The sequence below is a fragment of the Paraburkholderia sp. 22098 genome (assembly GCF_052045935.1).
In the GTDB taxonomy this organism is placed as follows: domain Bacteria; phylum Pseudomonadota; class Gammaproteobacteria; order Burkholderiales; family Burkholderiaceae; genus Paraburkholderia; species Paraburkholderia caledonica.
Window position 1 is genome coordinate 88,327 of sequence record NZ_JBQEPV010000017.1, and the last position, 21,140, is coordinate 109,466.

Genomic DNA, 21,140 nt, shown 5'->3' on the forward strand with positions numbered 1-21,140 from the left:
CGTGGGCTCTTCGGCAGAAAGGAAAATCATGAACAAACAGGAACTCGTTGATACGGTCGCGACAGCAACCGGCAACAGCAAGGTGGCCGTGGCGGCCGCCGTCGATGCGATCATCGGCGCAGTGACGGGCGCGGTCGCGAACGGCGAAGCCGTGCAGCTGATCGGGTTCGGTACGTTTGCTACCGGTGCGCGCGCGGCCCGGGTTGGCCGTAATCCCGCCACCGGAGCTGAAATGCAGATCGCTGCGACAAAGACGGTCAAATTCACGGCGGGCAAAGCGTTCAAGGACGCGGTCAATGGCGCGTGACCGGAACTGGCGCTGTTCCCTGAAGCGGAAGTTCCAGTCAGCATGAGTGCACTCACGTCGATACCGCTACTGAATGAAGTCAGGGAGCTGATTGATTCGGCTCGTGAGCGCGCGGCGGTGGCCGTCAATGCCGAACTGTCGCTGCTGTATTGGCGGATTGGACACCGCATCCGGGCAGAGGTGCTGGGCGGTGCACGTGCAGAGTACGGCCGGCAGGTGATAGCATCGCTTGCGGGAGCACTCACCGCTGAGTACGGCCGCGGCTGGAGTGAGCAGCAGTTGCGGCACTGCCTGCGGGCCGCAGAGATTTTCCGGGACGAGGCAATTCTCTCCGCAGTGCGGAGAGAATTGAGCTGGACGCACATCAAGACGCTCATTTATGTCGACGACCCGCTGAAGCGGGAGTTTTACCTTGAGCTCTGTCGGCTCGAACGCTGGTCATCCCGGCAATTGCAGGAGCGCATGGATTCGATGCTCTTCGAACGCAGTGCGATTTCGCGGAAATCCGCAGACGCGATCCGGCATGATCTGGCGCAAATGCGGCAGGAGCGGCGTGTACAGCCGGACGTGCTGTTGAAAGACCCGTATGTGCTGGACTTCCTCGGCCTGAATGATCACTACCTCGAAAAGGATCTCGAAGACGCCATCCTGCGCGAGATGCAGCAATTCCTGCTTGAACTCGGTGCTGGCTTCACATTTGTGGCCCGCCAGAAGCGGCTGCAGATTGATAACGATGATTTCTATATCGATCTGCTTTTCTACAACCGCAAGCTCAAGCGCCTCGTGGCAATCGAACTGAAGCTTGGCTCATTCAAGGCTGAATACAAGAGCCAGATGGAACTGTATCTACGCTGGCTGGCGAAACACGAACAGGAACCTGACGAGCTGCCGCCACTTGGCATCATCCTTTGCGCCGGCAAGAAACAGGAGCAGATCGAACTGCTCGAACTGGACAGGAGCGGCATCCACGTCGCTGAATACCTGACCGTGCTGCCGTCCCGCGAGACCTTGCAGGCCAAACTTCACCAGTCCATCGAGGCAGCGCGGCTGCGGTTGCGGGCCAAGCCGGAGAAATGAGGTTTTTGCGCGCTGCCGTCGGCGCTGATCGCGGGAATCGCTGAGACATAAGCCCGGAACGATGAACGGCTTGCAGCGGTGAGTCGCGCTCAAAGCAATGCATGAATACGGTCGCGGCCGCCGCCGCTGCTACTTTTACTTCGAAAACGCTCTTACTTTTACTTCATCGGACGATGGTCGTCGCCAAGCGAATCACTATACTGTTGGAATTTCACTTAGGTTCGTTTGTTCTATGCCTGATCTTTCAAACTATACGGGTGATCAGCCCAACGCGTTCGCAATGAGCGTCATGACCATGCTGGAAGCGGAAGGCTTTGTGGTCGCAACGACCGGGCAGGGCCCGAAAGCTGATCAGCGAAAAACGTTGCGTATCACCTGGCGTGGCGTCTTCATCGGGCTGATGAGCGCCGGCCTATGGGGGCGCAACGTTCCATATGCCTGTTTATACCGATTTGCGAAGGACAGGGCGCCTCTCTCCGTTGCAAAGGCCCCTCAAGGTTTCGACAAGGAGGCCTTCGCCCGGGATCATGGTTGCGACCCGGATGTCCTGCACGTCCACAGTGACTACAGCGGTTCCTATCTTTGGCTCAAAGATGAGGCGACGAGTCTGCTTCTGATGCGAGACTGGTCGAGAAGGATCGATGAAGTCTTCTTTCCGTCAACAATCGGCGGGGAAGCAGAACAAATTCAGAATGACCTTCGCGCCATCTTGGATGATAAGTCGAAATCTGAAACCGAACGCCTCGCAGAAATGGCTGTTCGGCTGGGGCAAGGAAAATTTCGAGCCGACTTGGAACAGGAGTTCGGAAACGCTTGTGCAGCCACGGGGCTGACCGTTCTGCCGGTTCTGCGAGCCTCGCATATCGTGCCTTGGAGGAAATCAGTTGGCGCGCAAAGGCTCGATCCGAAAAACGGGCTTTTACTATCGGCCAACCTAGACGCACTGTTCGACCGTTATATGATCACCTTCCGACCAAACGGCAATTTGGAGCACTCGAAGTTTGTGACGCAACACGACTTGGAAAGGCTCGGTCCCATCCTGGATCTTAAGATCAAGCCGTGCGACAAGCGCGCAGCTTACTTGAGACTCCACAATGCCGAGTTCGAGCGCTTGGAGCAGAAGCGGGAGGAATACGGGACGGCCTCCGTTCGATAGCAACGACGTCCGACGGAAATTCACGCCGCGACCGCATCCACGATCATGCCGCAGTGCACGCGCCGCATCGCGCGATGGCGGATATCGACCTTGCACAGTTTCAAGGGAATGGCGGCGCATAAAAAAATACGGCTACAGCGATTCTGCGTGATATCTGGTTCGTCTATTACAAACTGTCAAGTCATCGCACAATGCATTCGCTGCCACAGTTTGTAGCAACGGGGAAGAAAATGAGTTCTATAAAAAGAAGCAAACTAGGCTTCGAACTGCATTCGGGTGACGTTCTGGTCAAGGAACCGCTCTTGTACATCATCGAGGTTGTCGACAAGACGACGGGTGAAATCGAGGTCATATACGTCGGCAAAAGTAACCGCGGATCAAGCAGGCCCTTCACCGCTTACGACAACAACATCCGGCGAATGATTGCGGGCGATCCGCCTCGCAATGGCAAGGAGTTTAGGCCAATCCACCAACGACTTTTCGACGCCTACCAGGCCGGTCATAACGTCTGCATTCGCTTGGTCAAGAATGTGCCTACCGACACAATCCTGATCGAAGAGCGCCTCTTGCAGGGCCACTACGGGCTATTCTGCGACTAGTCGATCTGATGCCGATGCCGGGCCTAGCGGCCCGTCGACGTGTTAACCTAAGCGCCGAGCGCCTTACTGGCCGTCGCGCGTTGGCGAATGGCTGACGTTCACAACGGAAGAGACATCTCAGTAGAACCTGGTCGAACGACTCAGATGGGTCGGGAGTACGCATTGCCGACTGACCGCTTCGGGGCCGCGGAGTCTCAGTGACCGCTTTAGAGCGGTGAGTTCGGGAAGCGGACCGACGCAGCCCGACCCAACCCGGTCAGACAGCTTCCGTCGATGGCCGAGTTCGGGCGCAGGATTGGCAGCGCGGCTCCATTCGTAGGCACTCGCATGTCCATTGCGTTGTAGCGCCTATGTAGGTAACGGCCCGCGTTCCAGATATGTGCCGAGAGCAATGAACGTCCTCACCCCCTTGAATCCATCAAGACGATGAAATTTGCCTAGCAATTCTTCAAGGGCGGGGGGGTTCTCCGTACGCACCTTCAAGATCATGGCCGTGTCGCCAGCTACGGTATGGATCTCCTCAATCTCGGGAAATGCGGACATATCGAGCACGCGCCGAGTCGTTTCCCAGTTGCTGGTCTCAAGATGGACGAATGCCAAGAGACTTTTCCCGATCTTCGGGCCATCAAGCACAGCAACCGTTGTCCGAATAACCCCTCTGATCTTGAGACGCTTGACCCGTTCATGCACGGCAGGAGCCGAGAGATGAACCTTATTGCCAAGCTCGCTATAGCTAAGTTCAGCATTCTGGGCCAGAAGGATTAATAACTTTCTGTCTATCGTGTCCAATTGCCCCTCATCTCCGCGCGTCCGCCGAACGAGATTCGTATCTTTCTTCATGGTCTTTTATCCACTGTTCTGCCGAATAAAATTATACGGCAACGATGTTATGCAGAACACGGTTCTGCGACGTTGTTCAATTTTATTGTCTTAGGAGTTTCATCATGCAGATCACTACCCACCCCGATTTCGACAATCACGAAATGGTCGTGCATTGCACGGATAGAGCTACAGGACTTCGTGCATTCATTGCGATCCACGACACTGCGCTAGGCCCGGGCATGGGCGGGTGCAGAATGAAGCCATACTCGAGCGAGGAAGACGCATTGCGTGATGTACTGCGATTGTCGCGTGGCATGACCTATAAGTACGCGGCTAGCGGGCTGTCGTACGGGGGAGCGAAGGCGGTCATCATCGACGATGCCATTGCATTCACTCGTTCCGAACGCCTGCTCGCGTTCGGGCGGATTGTCGAAAAGCTCGGCGGCCTCTACACAACCGCTGAAGATGTCGGCATTTCGACCGAGGACGTGCGCTTGCTGAGTACAGTGACACAGCACGTGCGCAATCTACCAATGGAGGACACCGGCGACGGCGCGCTTTGTACTGCTTGGGGCGTCTTCCACGGCATTCAGGCCGGCCTCGAACACCGTGGTTTTTCAGGATTCGCTGGCCGAAAGATTGCCGTCGAAGGGCTGGGCAAAGTGGGTATGGCGCTCTGCGGGTTGCTCCACGATGCGGGCGCGAAGTTGATCGTGTCCGACATTGATGAAGAGAAAGTGGAAACCGCCCGGCTGCAGTACGCGGCAACGGCCGTTGCCGCTGGCGATATCCATCGCGCCGATGCCGATGTGTACGCGCCATGCGCGCTTGGAGCCGTCCTCAATCCGGCGACAATACCAGAAATCCGGGCCCGGATAGTGGCAGGGGCCGCCAACAACCAGCTGAGCAACCCATCCCAGGATCGGGTCCTTAGGGCACGTGGCGTAACCTACTGTCCCGACTATGTTGTGAACGCTGGAGGTGTGCTATCGGTCGCCGACAAAGACGGAGTTTTTACTCGCGCCGCTGCTTTGAAGCGCGTGGCGACGATTCTAGCTACAACTCGGAGGGTGCTAGCGCTGGCAGAGACCGAAAACATCCCGACGGGCGAGGCCGCCGATCGCATGGTCCACCGTCGCCTTCGGACGTAGTGCGCTTCCAGCTGCATTCAGCGCGTCTTGGAGGCGCGGTGATTGAGCAGAAACAGTGGCTGCAGTAGCTACATCTGACGAAATTGAAGAGGCCCATTTGTGTTTGAAACATTCGGAACGGCGCCAGAGCGAAGTGTCATTATTGTTGATAACGAACTTCCAATTAGAGAGGTGACCAATGCGGCGGCCGTCTTGCCTTCACATTGGGGCAGCCGCATTTGTCACTATTGAGCGATCAATTTCACAACACGACGATAACGGTCATTGTGACTGTGGCCTAGCTCACGGGCAGATCAGTTGGGCCGTCGGCATCAGCGTCGGCGCGGCGTAAAAGTTTGCCGCTCACGCCAGGCAGCCGGGCTCGACCGATCCTCCGTAGAGGCGTTTCGGACGACATGTTAAACGTACGCGTCAGGTCTGCGTCGACCGATGCGCTACCGACACCATACCGACGCCCGAAGCCCGATTACGCGCACCCACCGCAAACTGCGCCGGAACTGTTGGTGGAACGATATGTCCCCCGATTGGACCACAGCGCTAAGCGTTCGATGTGTCAGCAGCACTGTGCCAGGGAGAAGTTGTTCGCCGACTTCGCTGGGCCGACGCTGCCGATCCTCGCCCGCGACATTAGCATGGCGTATCGAGGCCATTTTTTGTCGCCGCGCCCGGCGCATCCGACTCTCCACGTTCGCGTGCGCGACTTGTTGAACGCAATGAGCGGCCATTCCGCCAGCACTGCCGCCCGTCGTCGATTCAGCATTCCGTCACGCTAAAATGTCCGAGAATCGGGGGCGAGTAACTGGCCAGATGTTTGATCACGAGGTCTACGAACGCCCGTAGACGATGCAGCCGCCGTAATCGCGGTGATAGCCCACCCAGATTTCTCGCGTTGGCGGCTCTTCATTCAAGCGGAGCCTGCGAATGCCACTCACCTGATCTCCGATGACTCGTGGCAGTACAGCGATGCCCGCGCTCATTCCACACATCTGCGTGGACATCGCGGTTGTTCGACCGCAATACGACGGCAGCACGCCAGCTTCTTCCATAACGACCATGTCCGGGATTCGTAATGGTGAAAACAACACCGGGTATCGGCGATGTACTCGCGGCCACGATCCTTCAGACGAACGTCGCTCCGATTATCGACGCCACAAACCAGGATCTTTCATCGCTGATCGGCGCGAAGTCAAGGCGTCGTATCAAGTCGTTTCTGATCTCTGAAATCCGAATGACGCGGGAATCACCGGCTACCTATCCTTCATATCGTCGGGCTACTGTAAGTTCAGGACTGACATGCACCGCGCATCACGGGATGGTCTTGATTTCGGCGCAATTTTCCGGTTAGAACGATCCGGGCTGCCAGGGCATTGCGAGTCGCCCAATAAGTTCTGGCCTTAACTCAAAGAGATACTGTCTGGGATTGGAGCTCATGCTTTCGCCGCGAGAGGACGCAGCCTGGAGCGCGTCGTCGCAAGCAGGTGTCTGTGTTTCGATGGAAATCCGTTCGGGAAGCAGGAGCGGAATTTTCGCACGTCATGAAGACGTCGCCGAACGTATCGCAATCGTTGGGGCTCGACCCGTGGTCCGGATGAAACTCGCCGCGACAATGCCCGCCACCACACAGAACGCGATGAAAAACCAGCCGTTAGTGTAGATCTTGTGGCCCGATGCGTCGACGACCACGAGCGCTGCAAAGATCTTCGCGGAGAAAGCCGCGACGAAGTAGCCCGCTCCATTGACAAAGCCCATCGCCTTGCCATAGACCTCGGGGGAGAAGATTTCGGCAGGTAGCGCGAGGAACGGGCCCCATGCCATGTTCCCGAAGAAACCCATGCCGCAGAGCGCGACCGCGAGCAGAACCTGATTCGCCTGTTGCAACGTGCCGAGCAGAACCACGAACGGAGCGAGCCCGATGAAGCACACGAGGATCATGATCTTGCGGTTACCCTTGAAGACTTTGTCCGACATGTACGATGAGATGAAGCTGCCGATTGCGCCTGCCGCGAAGTAGAGGCCGCTCCACCAGCCCATCGTTTGCATTTTGAAGCCGAAGGTGTCGGACAGGTATAGCGGAATCCACGTAAGCGCGCCGTAGAGCGTGATCTGCATGACGATATCGACGAAAACGACCGCGACATACGTGCGATTCTTGAACAGATCGAGAAAGCGCACGCCCGCGCCCTTGAGAATGGTCTCTTGCGCCGATGCGTATTGCCCGCGTGTGATCGTGCCTGCTTCGAGCTCGTCGCGGTACGCGTATTCCAGATCGGCTTCCGTCGCATGGCGATAGTGCTCCGGCCGGTCGAACACGAACACCGCGATGAGGGCGAGCGGCACGACACCGAGCGCGCCGGTGGCAAAAAACACGATGCGCCAGCTGTCCGCGTGCGCCGCGAATTGCGTAGCAAGGACGCTCGCCCATGCGGGCGTGAGAATCCACGCCCACGCCAGAACGGTTTGCGCACGCGCGCGGCCTTCCTTGTTGAACCAGCGCATGAGCACGCGCGCCGAAGGAACGTATTCGGTGCCCACCAGCATACCGAAGATCGCCATCCGCCAGAGATATTCTTCGCGCGTCTGGATGAGCCCCATATAAATCGTCATTGCGGACCAGACGATGACCGAGAAGATCAGCATTTTCTTGGCGCCGAAGCGGTCGGTTAGCAAGCCCGATACGTATTGCGCGGGCCCGTAGAAGAGCAGCATCAGGAAGGCGCCGGTGCCGATATCCGCGGTCGTCAATCCGATGTCGTGAGCGATCGCTGGATTGAGCACGCTGCTCTTCACGCGATCGAGATACTGGATGCTGTACGCGATGAACAGCACGAACGCGATGATCCAACGGTAAGCTACGCGAGGCCGCATTTTTTGTCTCCTTTGCCAGTCGTATGTGTTTATCGCGTCGACGCCGCGATTCCGGGTGTGAGGTTCTGGTCGGCCGGTGAGCGTGGCGCGCGTACAAAGACCGCGACTGCCAGTGCGCCGAGCAAGGCGATGGCGCCACTCAGCATGAATGCGCTTGCGAACACCGAGGTCGCCTGCACAAGAAAGCCTGTCGCTGCGGGCGCGAGAATGCCGGCCGTGTTCGCAATCAGATGCATGAAGCCACCGACGCTGCCCATGCGCGTGTGCGGGACGGTGTCGAGGATGATGCCCCAGTACGCGCCGAGCGTGAGGTTCATGAAGAACACCGTGACGGCCATCAGCGCGACGGCGAGCGGAAGGGTCGCGACGCGGCCCGCCAGTGCGACGCACACGGCGGACACGACCAGGCTCGTCACGATGACGATCTTGCGCGAGAGCACAGCTCTCCCCGTAAAGCGATAGATGAGGTCCGATGTCACACCGCCGAGCGCAATACCGACGGCCCCGCACGCCCATGGAATGACGTTCACGAAGCTCATCGACTGCAGGCTGAGATGGCGTTCCATCGTCAGATAGCTCGGGAACCACGAAAGAAAGAAGTACAGGATGTAGGCGTAGCCGAAGAAGGCAAAGGCCGTCGCAAGAATGGATGGACTGCGCAGCCACGCACCGAGCGGGCGGCCGTCGTCTTCGGTGACAGATGCGGATTCAACGGCCGTGTCGTCGCGATGATGCGCGGGCTTTGCGTCAAGCCAGCGGTTATCATGCGGACGGTCGGTAACCAATAGTGCCCACAGCGCGACCCAGACGAGCCCGAGCGCCGCGATCACGACAAACGACACCCGCCAGCCGACGGAAAGCGCCAGTATCCCGACGATCGGCCCGGCGATCGCGCCGCCGAATTGCTGTCCCGCGTTCGCATAGCCGACCGCGCTCGCCTGTTTGCTGCGCTCGAACCAGCCGCTAATCATCTTGTTGGTGCATGTCGCATACGGTCCTTCACCTGCACCGAAGATCACACGCACGACGATGAGCGAACCCATGCCTACCACGCCCGCCGTCAGTCCGCAGAACACGGACCACAGTGACATGCTCGCAACGAGCACGCGCTTCGCGCCGAACCTGTCGGCCGCATAGCCGCCGACGAAGCAGAACAGCGAATAGCCGACGAAGAACACGCTGAACACGATGCCCAGTTCGGCGGGCGTAAGTTGGAGATCTTTCGCGATGAGCGGCGCAGCAACCGACAGCGCAGCGCGGTCGAGGTAGCTGATCGCGCCGGCGAGAAACAGCATGAATACAATGAACCAGCGTAGTGAGCGGAGCTGCATGAGTGTCTCCTGCATGCGATAGGGATTGGGTCGCCGCCGCGCTGCCAATGGACGCGCGTCGCCGGGAGAAGTGCCTTGCAGGCGCTTCTCCTGACGCGTATCTATCGGATTCGAGCGCCCGGGTGGCGCCTACGAAACTTCGTGTTCGCCGAGCGCGGTTTCGTCGAGATCGGCGCCTGCCTGCACGCCGGGTTGGAGGAGCGCCGCGTCCATGAGCGGCAGCGGATCGAGGATGAGCGCGGGTGCGAACGACATGTGGTCGAGCACATCGCGCCGCACGTCGATACCCGGTGCGATCTCGCGCAGCACGAGCCCGTCGTTCGTGGCTTCGAAGACTGCGCGCTCTGTGACGATCAGCGCGCTCTGGCCGCGTGCGACGCCGTTGCGAACGGAATACGTGATGCTCTGCGCGTCGCGCACGAATTTGCTGACCTTCCCCTCGCGGCGAATGTTCATGCGGCCGTTTGCATAGTCGACGTCGAGCCCGCCGGTTGTGAACGTGCCGGTGAACACGAGCCGTTTCGCGTTGGCCGCGATATCGGTGAAGCCGCCCGCGCCGGGATTCGCGCGTCCGAACTTGCTGACGTTCACGCTTCCATGCGAGTCGTATTCGGCGAATGCGAGCGCGGCGAATTCGCACAAGCCGCCGTCGATGACGTCGAACTGCTGAAGACCGTCGAGCAGCGCGCTCGGATGCAGGTTCGCAGAGAACTGCCAGCCGTTCATCACGATGCCGCCGTAAGAACCGTGCTCGGTGGTGAACCAGTAATCCTCAGAACCGGTCTGCGGATCAATCAGACCTTGCTCTGCAAGAATGAGCGGAATGTCGGCCGCTGCGCCGAAGCCGAAGATGCCGAGTTCACGCTTCCTGACCTCGAGCGCCGCGCGCCGCGCGATGACCTTGTCCGGCCCGAACGGAATGGAAGGAAACACGTGGCGATCGCCCGCCGAGACAAGGTAGTTGCGATCGTAGGGCGTGTCGGTCGTCATCATCATCTGCGCATCGACGACAATCGAGTCGACGAAGATGCCCGGAAGCCGCACTTGTGTCGCGGGCCGCTCGCCTCGTCCGACGATGCGTCGCACCTGCGCGATGACGCGCCCGCCGCTGGCCTTCGCCGCGAGCGCGAGTGCGAGCCCCGACGAGACAAGCGGCTCGTCCTCGAAAGAGAGGTTGCCGAATTCGTCGGCGCTGCTTGCGCGGATGATTGCAACATCGATCGGCCACGTGGGATAGAAGAGGCATTCCTCACCGTTCAGCGTGATCTTCTGGATTAGATCGTCCGTGCAACGCGCCGTGAACTTGCCGCCGCCCTGAGCGGGGTCCGCATACGTGCCCACGCCGATGCGTGTCACATAGCCTGGGCTCCTCCGCGCAACTTCGCGCAGCCAGTGCATCGACGCACCGATCGGCCACGAATACGCCTCGATGCGGTTCTCCTGGATGAGTTGCATCAGCGCGGGCCGCTTGCCCGTGCGCGGATCAATGGGATTGATATACGAACCTGCGACGATGCGCTTCATCAGGCCCTCACGCGCGACATGGTCCATACCCTTGATGCCGACCGCGTCGCCCGTTCCGCACGGGAAATAGAACGTCAGGTTGCGCGGCGCGCCGGTGTCCTCGAAGCGCTTGCCGAGTGCCGCGAGCGTGGCGTCCGGCACAACCCAGCCGATCACGCCGACGGATGCGACGGTCTCGCCGTCCCTGATTGATTCCACGGCATGCCTGGCCGTCATGACCTTGGTCATATTCATGATTTCACCGCGAATTTTGCAAAGGTTTGTTGGGCCGCATCGGACTTGCAGTCGTCGGCAAAAATGCGGGCTGCTTCTCGGTCCAGACGCTCGCCATCGAGCGCGATGAACGGCTCGAAAAAGCGCTTGGTCGACGCGACCGCACCGCGTGGAAGTCTGGCCAGTCGTTGCGCGAGCGCGATTGCGCGAGCGTCGGCGTGACCCGCTTCGGCCAAATGGTCAGCGACGCCTAACCGGTGTGCTTCCACGCCGTCGATGGGTTCGTCGCCCCACACGAGCATGCGCGCCCGGACCGCGCCGACCCGCGCGATGAGCGCCTGCAGGCCCCACGGGGGTAGCCAGCCGTTCGGCACCTCGGGAAGATGCCAGCGTGCGTTGACAGCGCTCACGACAAGATCGCACGACACCGCGAGAATGAAGCCGCCGCCGAGCGCGAAGCCCTCCACGGCGGCAATCACCGGCTTCGAGAATCCCGCTATGCCGCGCGCGATCCGCGCCGTTTCGAGTTCGTGTTCGCACATGTGATCGATCGAGAGGCCGCCAAGCTCCTTCAGGTCACTGCCGGCGCAAAAGGCCGGCGGGGCGCCCGACAGCACGATCGCGCCGACCGAAGCGTCGCTTTCCGCCCGCCACAATTCCTCTTCGAGTTGCTCCATGAGCGCCTGACCAAGCGCGTTGCGCCGCTGCGGCCGGTCGAGCACGAGTTGCCGCACGCCGCCGATGTCTTCGATTTGCATTTGTATTCTCCTTAGCTCAGTTGGGCGCCGTCGCGATCGAGCGCATGGCGGATCGCCGACGGCTCCACCTGACGCGGCTCCATTTTTTCGTTGATGGCGATGGCCGCCGCATGTCCAATCGCGTGCCCATACGAGAAGCACTGCGCGGTGACGCGCGCCGAAGCGACCGCCTCGTGTTCCGCCGACAGGCAGCGGCCGGCCACGAGCAGGCCATCTCCCGATTGCGGCACGAAGCAGCCGTACGGCACCGTGTAAAAGTCGTCGAGAATCCACTCGACCTTCGGCTTCGCACCCGCATGCAACTCGATTGGCCACGGCGATACAGCGATGCCGTCGTGGAACTTGCGGGCCGCGAGCACGTCGTCGTTCAACAGGCGCGTGACTCCGCTGACCTGCCGGCTCTGGCGTATGCCCGCCTGCACGCCCGTGTCGTTGACGAAGGCGTTTTCGCACCCGGCGAGGTTCTTCCGGAGGAACTGTGCGTACGCGTGCACCTGCTTGCGCCCTTCGATTTCCGCTTCGGTGAAGTCATCGCGCAGCAGCGGGTTCAACTCGCGGCCGTCCGCACCGGTCACGCGCGTGCAGTTGCAGAGCAATTCCCCGGGCCGCGTCGTCGTGAAGAGCCAGATCTTGGCGCGCGGCAGATTCGCGCCCGCGTCTGCGGCAGCGCGCAGTTTCAGCGAGACTTCTTCGCCCATGATGGTGTCGTCACCGTAGGCCGCGAGAAAACGTCCGATATCCACGCCCAGCAAGCGGAAGATCATCGTCGGGTTCTGCACGCGTCCGTCATGACCGATGAAGCTCGACAGGCCCGCCATCGCGACGATGTCCGCGTCACCGCTTGCGTCGATGGTCAGCTTCGCGCGGATATCGAGCGGACCTTGCTTGGTCCATGCCCGTACACCTTCCACGCGCGTCCCTTCCATCAACACGCCGGTCGCAATCGAGTGATAGATCACCTTTACGCCGGTATCGGTGAGCAGCGCGTCGGCGGTATCGCGCCAGATCAGCGGATCGTGTACGCGCGTCCAGGTGCGCCCGTACCGGACGGGGTCCGCCAGTCCTCCGCGCGTTTCCAGCGCACGCACGAATTCGTCCGCGAAACCGAAGACGACCTGCTCGGGTTTGGCGCATGCGCGCTCCGTCGCGAGATACAGACCGCAGACGGTGCCAGAGAGGCCCGCGACCGCGCCGCCTCCGCAAAAGCCATAGCGTTCGAGCACGGTGACGCGCAGACCCTGCCTTCGCGCCGTGACGGCAGCCGCCACGCCCGCCGCACCGCCGCCAACGACCAGAACCTCGGTGGAAAGCGCGTCGATCGGACGATGCTCCATCATTGATAACCCCATGATATCCTCCTGACATGTCAGATGAACATCAGAATAACGATTAAAGTGAGACTGCGTCAACCGCTGTCGATTGCACGTTAACCCCGAGGGCGCATCGCGAAGCGCACGGTGCGGCAGGATGGGGACCGGCGCGAGCCGCCTCACGCGCCTGATATGTAATACTCACCGTGGTCCAATCGAACTCTCTAACCGGCTTCATGACAAAAACCAGCACGCGTGCCACGCCCGCCGACCCCGATGCAAACGAGCCCAAGGTGGATTACGCCTATCGACGACTAGAAGAGATGATCGTGACGCGAGAACTGCCACCAGGCGCGCTCGTCTCCGAGGTCCAACTCGCAAACGAGATCAACGTGGGCCGCACGCCGGTTCGCGAGGCACTGGCGCGCTTGAAGCAGTTCGGGTTTGTTGAAACGCATCCGCGGCGCGGCACATTCGTGTCGACCGTCGATGTTCGCAAGCAGCTGGAACTGCTGGAAGTGCGTCGCGCCTTGGAACCTCTTGTCGTGGCAGCAGCATGCGCGCGCGCGACAAGTGTGCAGCGCACGCAGATGAAATCGCTCGCGGACCACATCATCCGGGCGGCCAAGCAGCGCAATGTGAATGAATATTTCCGGGTGAATCGCGCGATCCACGAACTGGAAGTCACCGCGACGCACAATTCGATGCTCACGACGACCATGCAGGTCATCCATGCTCAATCACGGCGCTTCTGGTTCGTGCACGTACAGCAGAGCGAGGCCTTTGCGGAGGGTGCCGCTCTCCACGCGGCCGTGCTGCGTGCCATCGCGAAGGGTGCGGCCGACGAAGCCACGGCCGCGGGCGATGAACTGATGGTCTTTCTCGATCGGCTGACTCGCTCTGCGTTCGACACGTTCGGCTGAACAGGCGTCGCAGCTCAGATGTCAGGACACTTCGAGAGATGAGCGGCCGGACGTTCGTTCATGGATCGATCAAGCCATATTTAGCGGCGCGCCGATTGAAGTCTTCGTAACCGGTAATCGCGTCGAGCGCGGCGCGGGACGCGAGCGATCCATCCAGTGCGCGGATATCGCGTTGTTCTGCGAAGGTCCGCAGGGTTTGTTCAATGGCATGTTGTGCCGCTTGCAGGCACAGGCCGTGATAGATCGCGAGGTCAACTCCGGCCGCCTGCTCGTCGGCGACGCTCGCGCCGGCCGTGTTGACCAGCACGACCTTGCCCGGAATCCGCGCGCGGATTGTCGCGAGTTGAGCGACATCAAGCGCGCTTGGCATGACCGCGTCGGCCCCGGCGTCGAGATACGCGATCATTCGTTCTAGCGCATCCAGTGGATTGCCGCTCACCTCGGCGATGTCAGTACGCGCGATGATCTGGAAGTTCGGATCTGCGCGCGCATCGAGTGCCGCGCGGATCTTCTGCACCATTTCTCTCGTCGAGAGCACTGCTTTTGGCATATTGGTATGTTTGCCGCTGACGTGATCCTCGATATGAATCGCACTGACGCCGCTTCGCTCAAGAGCGCGGACCGCCTTACCGATTCCTGCCGCGTTGAAGAAGCCGCCTTCGGCATCAGCGATCAGTGGAATGCTTAGTACGTTGCAGAACTCGGCGAGCCTCACACACAGCGTCGTCAAATCGAGCCAGCCGACGTCTGGTTGCCCGACGCTGGTGGATAGCGCATAGCTACCGACGTAGGCGACCTCGAAGCCTGCGCGTTCAACCTGCAACGCCGATAGCGGATCGAAGGTGCCGGGAGCAGCCAGCGTGCGCGGTCTGCTCATCCGCTGTCTCAGTCGGGCACGGAGCATAACTGCTGCATTCATGACGACTCAAACTCCGCAGCGGCCGGACCCTGTGTGCCTGCCGGCGACGGCAGGCGGTTGAACAACAGCAGCAGACTACCGATCACGAGAATTCCGACCATGCCGAGCAGGCCGGCCTGCATCGTACCCGTCAGTGTCTTGAGATAGCCGATTAAGGTCGGACTCACGAAACCTCCGAACAGTCCAATCGTGTTGACAAGCGCGACGCCGCCGGCTGCCGTGTCGCCCTTCATATAGTCCGACGGCATCGCCCAGAATACTGTGTACGCGGCCCACAGCCCGGCGGTCGCCACCGTGAGGCTGATGAGGGTGATCAGCAGGCTGGTATCGTTCAGCGCCGCGATCAGCAACGAGACGGCGGCTAGCGTGAGCATCGACACCGTGTGCCAGCGACGCTCGCCAAGACGGTCCGAGCGGCGTCCCCACCAGACCATCGCAAAGATCGCCGCGATGTAGGGAATCGCCGCGAGGATGCCGATCGTCATTGTGCTGGTGACGCCAGCGCTCTTGAGGATGGTCGGCAGCCAGAAGCTCACGGTGTAATGCCCGCAGATGATGCAGAAGTACGAGACGCCGAGAAGCAGCACGCGTGGATCAGAGATCACGTGGCGGAACGAATGGTGACGAGGCCCATCGCCTGCTGTGTCGCGCTTCAGTTCGGCGGCGAGCAGACGCTTGTCGGTGTCACTGAGCCATTTCGCTTCGGCCGGGCGATCGGTGATCCAGAACAGGCCGAACACGCCGAGCAAGACGCTCGGCAGTCCCTCGGCAATGAACATCCATTGCCAGCCGTGCAGGCCGCCGACCGTGTCGAGCAGCATCATCGTGCCGGTCGACAGCGGCGCGCCGAAGATCCCACCAATCGGCCCGCACAGCATGATCACGGTGATCGCGCGTGCCATCCGGCTTTGGGGGTACCAGTAGGTCAGGTAGAAAATCAGCCCGGGCGCGAAGCCAGCTTCGAACACGCCGAGCAGGAAGCGGATCACGTAGAACGCGTTGGCGCTGGTGACGAACATCATGCTCGCCGACGTCAGGCCCCAGAGGATCATGATGCGGCTCAGCGTGCGGCGCGCGCCGATTTTCGGGAGCAGGATGTTGCTCGGAATCTCGAAAAGCATGTAGCTGAGAAAGAAGACCCCGGCACCGAGACCGTACGCGGCGTCGCTCAGGCCGACGTCAGCCTGCATCTGCAACTTTGCGAAACCGATGTTAATCCGGTCGAGATACGCAAACACATAGCACAGCGTCAAGAAAGGCAGGAGCCGCCAGTTGATCCGCGCAAAGAGGTTATTCGTGGAGGTCGTCGACGACCATGTGGCGTCGTTTTGCATGTTGTCATACACCGTGGGGGATCGAAGGTGTGGAAATGTTTCCCGGTCAAAATGTCGGGCACAACAGCAATCGCATCGCCGTTGCGCTGCCTTTTCGGCATCGCTCCGTCAGCATCGCACAAGCGCACTGCTCACATGCACTTCTGAGCCGAATAGCGGCATTTGCTCGACGATCAGCTCGAGCACGCGTTGCGCGGCATTCGGCAGTCGACGGCCCTCGCGGAGCAGCACGCACGACTGTGCCGCACCGAACAGGGGATGCGCGAGCGGCGCGACGCGGAAGGCCGGATCTGCGCTGTGAGTGAGCGTCGCCGCGTACGTCAGGAAGGTGACGCCGTTGCCGCTGCGCACGAATCGCTTAAGCATCGCGACCGAGTTCGACACGAGCGCCGGCGTGAGCCGCACGCGCTCAAGGTCGGCCACTGCGCGCACGATCTGGCCCAGCCCGAAAGCCGACGACATCAGTGCGAGTGGAAAGGGCGCGAGTTCGGCGATTGTCAGGGGTGTGTTCCGCGACGCTAGCGGGTGCGCGCCCGACATTAGCACGCAGACGGGGTTCGCGGCGATCGCATGCTGCGTCACGCGCGCCGCGGGCTGCGGGTTGTACGCAAGGCCGATGTCCACCTCATCGTTCGCAACTTCGCTGATGACGTCGTTGACCGCAAGCGTTTTCGCAATAATGTTCAATTGCGGATGCGCGTTGATAAACGGTGTCAGCACATGATCCATGAGCGGGTCGACGAAGCCTTCGCTGATGGCCAGGCGCACGCTGCCGATCTGAAGGCCGTTCAAATTTTGCAGCGTATTTTCAAACACCGCGCGTTCGGACTGGCAGCCGCGCCAGTACGCGAGCAGCGCGTGCGCTGCCTCGGTCGGCGCGACGCCGCGATTGCCGCGTTCGAACAACGGCGTGCCGATTTCGTCCTCGAGCAGCTTCATCTGCCGTGTCAGCACTGAGGACGCGGTGTTGAGCGCATCCGCCGCCGCGCGGATCGAGCCGCGCGCCAGAATTTCGTGGAAGTAGCGCAGACGGCGCTGGTTGATTTCACCAATGGCCATTCGGTTCTCCTGATCTGTCGGAATGATCTCGTCTGAGGCGAGTCGCGATGAACCCGACAGCCGTGCGACCTTCCGGGCTGTTGAAATGTTGGCAGTATGTCAGATCGCGCATCTGGGGGGCGAGGGACCGGTCTGTGTCAGCGTGCTGCCCGTCAGGCAGCGTCGAAGGCCGCATTTTGCTGTTGCCGCGCGCGCGGGTCTGGATCGAGCATTGAAGCCTGCGCTATTGCATCGGTCTATGCCTCGCGGCATGGCAATTACCCGTCAAACCTACCAGACAAAGCGGAATGAAAATAGTGATCGCGGGTTTCCAGCACGAAACCAATACATTCGTCGGGCGAAAGGCGCTCTACCAGAACTTCGTGAATGGTGAAACGTTCCCCGCGTTGAGGCGCGGCCAGCAAGTGCTTGGTTTCCGAAACGTCAACCTTCCGATCGGGGGCTTCATTAGCGAGATTGAACCGGACGGTCATACGCTTGTCCCGGTACTTTGGGCAGGCGCAGGTCCCTCGGCACACGTTACGCATGACACGTATGAGAAGATTGCCGGCGAAATCGTCGAGGCGGCTGAAATGCATGTGCCGGATGCTGTTTACCTCGATCTGCACGGCGCCATGGTGGCCGAACAGACCAACGATGGCGAAGGCGAACTGCTGGCCCGCTTGCGAAGCGTGCTCGGACCTCGCATTCCTATCGTCGCGTCGCTCGATTTGCACGCGAATGTCACCGAGCGCATGCTTGCTTGCGCCGACGCGCTTGTCGCGTACCGAACCTATCCCCACGTCGACATGGCTGCAACGGGCGCGCGAGCTGCTCGCCTTTTGCGGGCGCTTCTGGGCGGAGAGCGTTGGCACTGCGCCTGGCGCCGGTTGCCCTTTCTTATTCCCCTGAACGCAATGTGCACCCTCGTCGAGCCGGCAAAATCGGCCTTTGAGAAGGTCGAGCAACGAGAGAAGGGCGGTCTTGCCTCAATGTCGTTCGCACTCGGCTTTCCTGCCGCCGACTTCCCCGAATGCGGGCCGATGGTGTGGGCGTACGGGACACATAGGAATCCTGTGGAAGCCGCCGTCGGCCAAATTTTCGATGAGATAGCGCTTTCGGAGGCGGACTGGGCCGTCGATTTCCTCACGCCGGAGGACGCCGTGACGCAAGCCATGCAGCTGTCTGACGGCAGGAACAGACCGGTCGTGATTGCTGATACGCAGGATAATCCGGGCGCCGGGGGCGAATCCAACACCACCGGAATGCTTCGGGCACTCATCGCCCAGGGCGCCAGTAGTGCTGCATTCGGCGTTGTTCATGATGCCGAGGCCGTTATCGCAGCACAGCAGACCGGCATCGGCCGCTCGCTGGAAATTGAAATGGGTGGTGAATCCGGCTTGCCCAATGGTGCGCGCTTTCGTGGTGTTTTCGAAGTCGTCGAACTGTCGGACGGGAAGTGTGTGTTCGATGGTCCAATGCTCAATGGCATGCAGGTTCAGTTGGGGCTGACTGCATTGCTGAAAATCCACGAGATTTTCGTCATTGTCAGCAGCGAACGTCCACCTCAGATGATGGATCGCAATCTCTATCGGGTGGCGGGTATCGAACCCGAGAACATGCGCATTCTTGTCAACAAAAGTTCGGTGCACTTTCGTGCTGACTTCGACGCCATTGCTTGCGCGACACTCGTGGCAAAGGCGCCGGGAGGCATGCGCGCCGATCCGCGTGATCTTCCCTGGAAGGACTTGCGACCCGGTTTGCGCATCGCTCCGCTCGGCGCCCCCTTCAGGGCGCGCATTGACGAGCCCGTATGAACAACGGGCCGGACCGCGCCGGAGGACCCCCTGGTTTAAGTAATCTTGTCTGTGGCGGCATCGAACGACGGGCTGGCTTCCTCGATCTGCGCCAGGATTGGTTCAACCTGCTGCCGTAGCCACTCGGAAGCCGGGTCTCGATCTGAATAGGCAGCCCAGACCATCGAAATTGGTGTGATCCTGAAGTCGAACGGGACGGGGCTTGCCACCAGCCCCAACAGCGCGGCGTACCGTTTGATGATCCTCGACGGCAACGTAGCGATGACAGGCGTTTGCATGACGGCGCCGAGAATGGTCAGGAATTCGGGCGCAGCCATGGCCACGTCAAGTTCAACGCCTGCGGCGCGCAGGGCGTCGTCCAGACATCCGCGAATACTCGCGTTTTGCGAGACAAGGGCGTGTTTCTGAGCCAGGTACGCACTTCGGCTGACGGGCATCGACAGATTGAGCAGGCGGGGGTTGAAGCAGCACATCAAGGACTGTTCGAACAGTAGTTTCCTTCGATGCCGTTCAGCGCCGTCGCCAAAACATCCGATCGCCAGATTGATCACGCCGTCATCCAGCATTCTGTGCACGTCGCCCGGTTGCGCCGGGCGACCAAGTAGCCGGATTCCCGGAGCACACCTTTGTACGTGGGCGGTCAAGCACGGCATCAGGAGCACCTCAAGCTCGCTCGAAAAGCCGATCGAAAAAGTCCGCTCCTCGCTTTCGGGACGAAACCTTTCGCGGGCAGTGATCGCATGCTGAGCCTGCTCGAGAACCGTGCCGATTGCCGCCGCGAGCGCTTCAGATCGGGGCGTCGGCTTCATTGTGTGCCCCACACGAACGAAGAGTTCGTCATCGAACAGCATACGCAGCGTACCAAGGTTGTGGCTCATGGCCGACTGCTGGATCTTCAACCGCGTGGCTGCCTTCGTGACGCTGCGCTCGCGCATCAGCGCATCGAAGGCGACCAGCAGATTCAGGTCGAAAGACCATAAATTGAAGTGATCGATGGAGCTCATGATTTGAATCGATTTGTTCGTTCGTTGTTGGAATCATAGACTACGGACGTCCTTTCAGCCAAGCGAGACGCAGCATGATTCATCCGAACAAAACCTACCGGATCGGTGACGTGACCGTCACCAAGATCGAAGAAATGCGCCTGAACGTCGCGCCGCCGACCTTTCTTTACCCGGCGTGGGAACCTGAAGAACTCGAGCCCAATCTTCATTGGCTTACGCCCAGCAACATGGACGCGACGACCGGAAACCTGATCCAGAGCATTCACACGTGGCTGGTGCGCGCGCCGCATCGCACCATCCTGATCGATACCGGCTCCGGCAACGACAAGGAACGGCCGCAGAATCAGATCTTCCATCATCTGAACACGCCGTATCTGCAGCGGCTCGCCGCGGTTGGCGTGCGCCCTGAGGAAGTCGACTATGTGTTGCATACGCACCTTCACGTCGACCATGTCGGCTGGAATACACGGCTCGTCGATGGCCGTTGGGTGCCGACCTTCCCGAATGCGCGGCACGTGTTCGCCAGGGCGGAGGAGGACTATTACGGCGGCCCCGACAGCCACAACGAAGTGAACGTGCCCAGTCTTGGCGTATTCGAGGACAGCGTCGCGCCGATCATTGCCTCCGAGCAGGCCGAACGCATCAGCAACGACGGGGGCGAGTACCTCGATAACTTCGTGTTCCGCCCGACCAAGGGACACAGTATTGGCCACATGTCGATTGAACTGCATTCGAAGGGGCAGGCGGCGCTCTTTACCGGAGACGTCATGCATCACCCGTTGCAGGTGGTGCGCCCCGACTGGAATTCGGTGTTCTGCGAATGGCAGGACGAGGCCCGCGCGTCGCGCCGCTGGGTGCTGGAGCAGGGTGCCGAACGCAATCTGCTGCTGTTCACCCCGCACTTCGCCGAGACATCGGCCGGTTACGTCACCAGCCAGGGCGACCGTTTCTCCTGGCGCTATGAATAATGAGCCAGACCCAGGAGCTACCCA

The 21,140-nt window shown here is 60.4% G+C and carries 18 protein-coding genes and 1 pseudogene; 9 read left to right on the top strand and 10 right to left on the bottom strand.

Going from position 1 to position 21,140, the window contains the following annotated elements:
• The first annotated feature begins 28 nt into the window (after positions 1–28).
• The 4 genes from ACTJLB_RS27900 to ACTJLB_RS27915 all read left to right on the top strand — a co-directional run bounded on the left by ACTJLB_RS27900 (position 29) and on the right by ACTJLB_RS27915 (position 3,139).
• The gene (locus tag ACTJLB_RS27900) at positions 29–307 is read left to right on the top strand and encodes an HU family DNA-binding protein (RefSeq protein ID WP_408422365.1); all 279 of its coding nucleotides are present in this window, start codon (positions 29–31) and stop codon (positions 305–307) included.
• A gap of 42 nt (positions 308–349) precedes the next feature.
• Positions 350–1,384: a PDDEXK nuclease domain-containing protein gene (locus ACTJLB_RS27905; protein WP_408422362.1), complete on the top strand. Its 1,035-nt coding sequence runs from the start codon at positions 350–352 to the stop codon at positions 1,382–1,384.
• Positions 1,385–1,616: 232 nt separating this feature from the next.
• Positions 1,617–2,540, top strand: a complete 924-nt coding sequence (locus tag ACTJLB_RS27910) for an HNH endonuclease (protein WP_408422359.1) — start codon at positions 1,617–1,619, stop codon at positions 2,538–2,540.
• Between the two features lie 230 nt (positions 2,541–2,770).
• Positions 2,771–3,139 carry a hypothetical protein gene (locus tag ACTJLB_RS27915; protein WP_408422356.1) on the top strand — a complete coding sequence of 123 codons (369 nt, stop codon included), beginning with the start codon at positions 2,771–2,773 and terminating at the stop codon, positions 3,137–3,139.
• Positions 3,140–3,487: 348 nt separating this feature from the next.
• Here ACTJLB_RS27915 and ACTJLB_RS27920 read toward each other — a convergent pair whose 3' ends face one another.
• Positions 3,488–3,979, bottom strand: coding sequence for an Lrp/AsnC family transcriptional regulator (locus ACTJLB_RS27920; protein ID WP_408422353.1), 492 nt, complete (start codon positions 3,977–3,979; stop codon positions 3,488–3,490).
• Between the two features lie 104 nt (positions 3,980–4,083).
• Between ACTJLB_RS27920 and ACTJLB_RS27925 the strand changes: the two genes are divergently transcribed.
• Both ACTJLB_RS27925 and ACTJLB_RS27930 read left to right on the top strand, forming a co-directional pair.
• Positions 4,084–5,112, top strand: coding sequence for a Leu/Phe/Val dehydrogenase (locus tag ACTJLB_RS27925; RefSeq protein ID WP_408422351.1), 1,029 nt, complete (start codon positions 4,084–4,086; stop codon positions 5,110–5,112).
• Positions 5,113–5,634: 522 nt separating this feature from the next.
• A pseudogene (locus tag ACTJLB_RS27930) lies at positions 5,635–5,814 on the top strand (IS21 family transposase); the annotation flags it as partial.
• 831 nt (positions 5,815–6,645) lie between these two features.
• Here ACTJLB_RS27930 and ACTJLB_RS27935 read toward each other — a convergent pair.
• From ACTJLB_RS27935 to ACTJLB_RS27955, 5 genes are all read right to left on the bottom strand, one after another.
• The gene (locus ACTJLB_RS27935) at positions 6,646–7,977 is read right to left on the bottom strand and encodes an MFS transporter (RefSeq protein ID WP_408422348.1); all 1,332 of its coding nucleotides are present in this window, start codon (positions 7,975–7,977) and stop codon (positions 6,646–6,648) included.
• Positions 7,978–8,006: 29 nt separating this feature from the next.
• Positions 8,007–9,308: an MFS transporter gene (locus ACTJLB_RS27940; protein ID WP_408422345.1), complete on the bottom strand. Its 1,302-nt coding sequence runs from the start codon at positions 9,306–9,308 to the stop codon at positions 8,007–8,009.
• 129 nt (positions 9,309–9,437) lie between these two features.
• Positions 9,438–11,066, bottom strand: coding sequence for a CoA-transferase (locus ACTJLB_RS27945; RefSeq protein WP_408422343.1), 1,629 nt, complete (start codon positions 11,064–11,066; stop codon positions 9,438–9,440).
• The gene (locus tag ACTJLB_RS27950; protein WP_408422340.1) at positions 11,063–11,803 is read right to left on the bottom strand and encodes an enoyl-CoA hydratase/isomerase family protein; all 741 of its coding nucleotides are present in this window, start codon (positions 11,801–11,803) and stop codon (positions 11,063–11,065) included. Before ACTJLB_RS27950 ends, ACTJLB_RS27945 begins: the two co-directional genes overlap by 4 nt.
• A gap of 11 nt (positions 11,804–11,814) precedes the next feature.
• Positions 11,815–13,152, bottom strand: a complete 1,338-nt coding sequence (locus ACTJLB_RS27955) for an FAD-dependent oxidoreductase (RefSeq protein ID WP_408422337.1) — start codon at positions 13,150–13,152, stop codon at positions 11,815–11,817.
• A gap of 197 nt (positions 13,153–13,349) precedes the next feature.
• On the opposite strand from ACTJLB_RS27955, the gene ACTJLB_RS27960 reads away from it, so the two are divergent.
• Complete coding sequence (locus ACTJLB_RS27960; RefSeq protein WP_408422335.1) at positions 13,350–14,036, top strand: GntR family transcriptional regulator; 687 nt, start codon at positions 13,350–13,352, stop codon at positions 14,034–14,036.
• A 58-nt stretch (positions 14,037–14,094) separates the two neighbouring features.
• On the opposite strand, the gene ACTJLB_RS27965 is transcribed toward ACTJLB_RS27960, so the two are convergent.
• The 3 genes from ACTJLB_RS27965 to ACTJLB_RS27975 all read right to left on the bottom strand — a co-directional run bounded on the left by ACTJLB_RS27965 (position 14,095) and on the right by ACTJLB_RS27975 (position 17,348).
• The gene (locus ACTJLB_RS27965) at positions 14,095–14,913 is read right to left on the bottom strand and encodes an isocitrate lyase/PEP mutase family protein (protein WP_408422332.1); all 819 of its coding nucleotides are present in this window, start codon (positions 14,911–14,913) and stop codon (positions 14,095–14,097) included.
• A 38-nt stretch (positions 14,914–14,951) separates the two neighbouring features.
• Complete coding sequence (locus tag ACTJLB_RS27970) at positions 14,952–16,289, bottom strand: MFS transporter (RefSeq protein ID WP_408422330.1); 1,338 nt, start codon at positions 16,287–16,289, stop codon at positions 14,952–14,954.
• A gap of 108 nt (positions 16,290–16,397) precedes the next feature.
• On the bottom strand, positions 16,398–17,348 hold the full coding sequence (locus ACTJLB_RS27975; protein WP_408422327.1) for a LysR family transcriptional regulator: 951 nt from the start codon (positions 17,346–17,348) through the stop codon (positions 16,398–16,400).
• Positions 17,349–17,635: 287 nt separating this feature from the next.
• On the opposite strand from ACTJLB_RS27975, the gene ACTJLB_RS27980 reads away from it, so the two are divergent.
• Complete coding sequence (locus ACTJLB_RS27980; protein WP_408422324.1) at positions 17,636–19,144, top strand: M81 family metallopeptidase; 1,509 nt, start codon at positions 17,636–17,638, stop codon at positions 19,142–19,144.
• Between the two features lie 35 nt (positions 19,145–19,179).
• On the opposite strand, the gene ACTJLB_RS27985 is transcribed toward ACTJLB_RS27980, so the two are convergent.
• On the bottom strand, positions 19,180–20,148 hold the full coding sequence (locus ACTJLB_RS27985) for a LysR family transcriptional regulator (protein WP_408422322.1): 969 nt from the start codon (positions 20,146–20,148) through the stop codon (positions 19,180–19,182).
• A gap of 74 nt (positions 20,149–20,222) precedes the next feature.
• On the opposite strand from ACTJLB_RS27985, the gene ACTJLB_RS27990 reads away from it, so the two are divergent.
• Positions 20,223–21,116 carry an MBL fold metallo-hydrolase gene (locus ACTJLB_RS27990; RefSeq protein ID WP_440785211.1) on the top strand — a complete coding sequence of 298 codons (894 nt, stop codon included), beginning with the start codon at positions 20,223–20,225 and terminating at the stop codon, positions 21,114–21,116.
• Positions 21,117–21,140 lie beyond the last annotated feature (24 nt).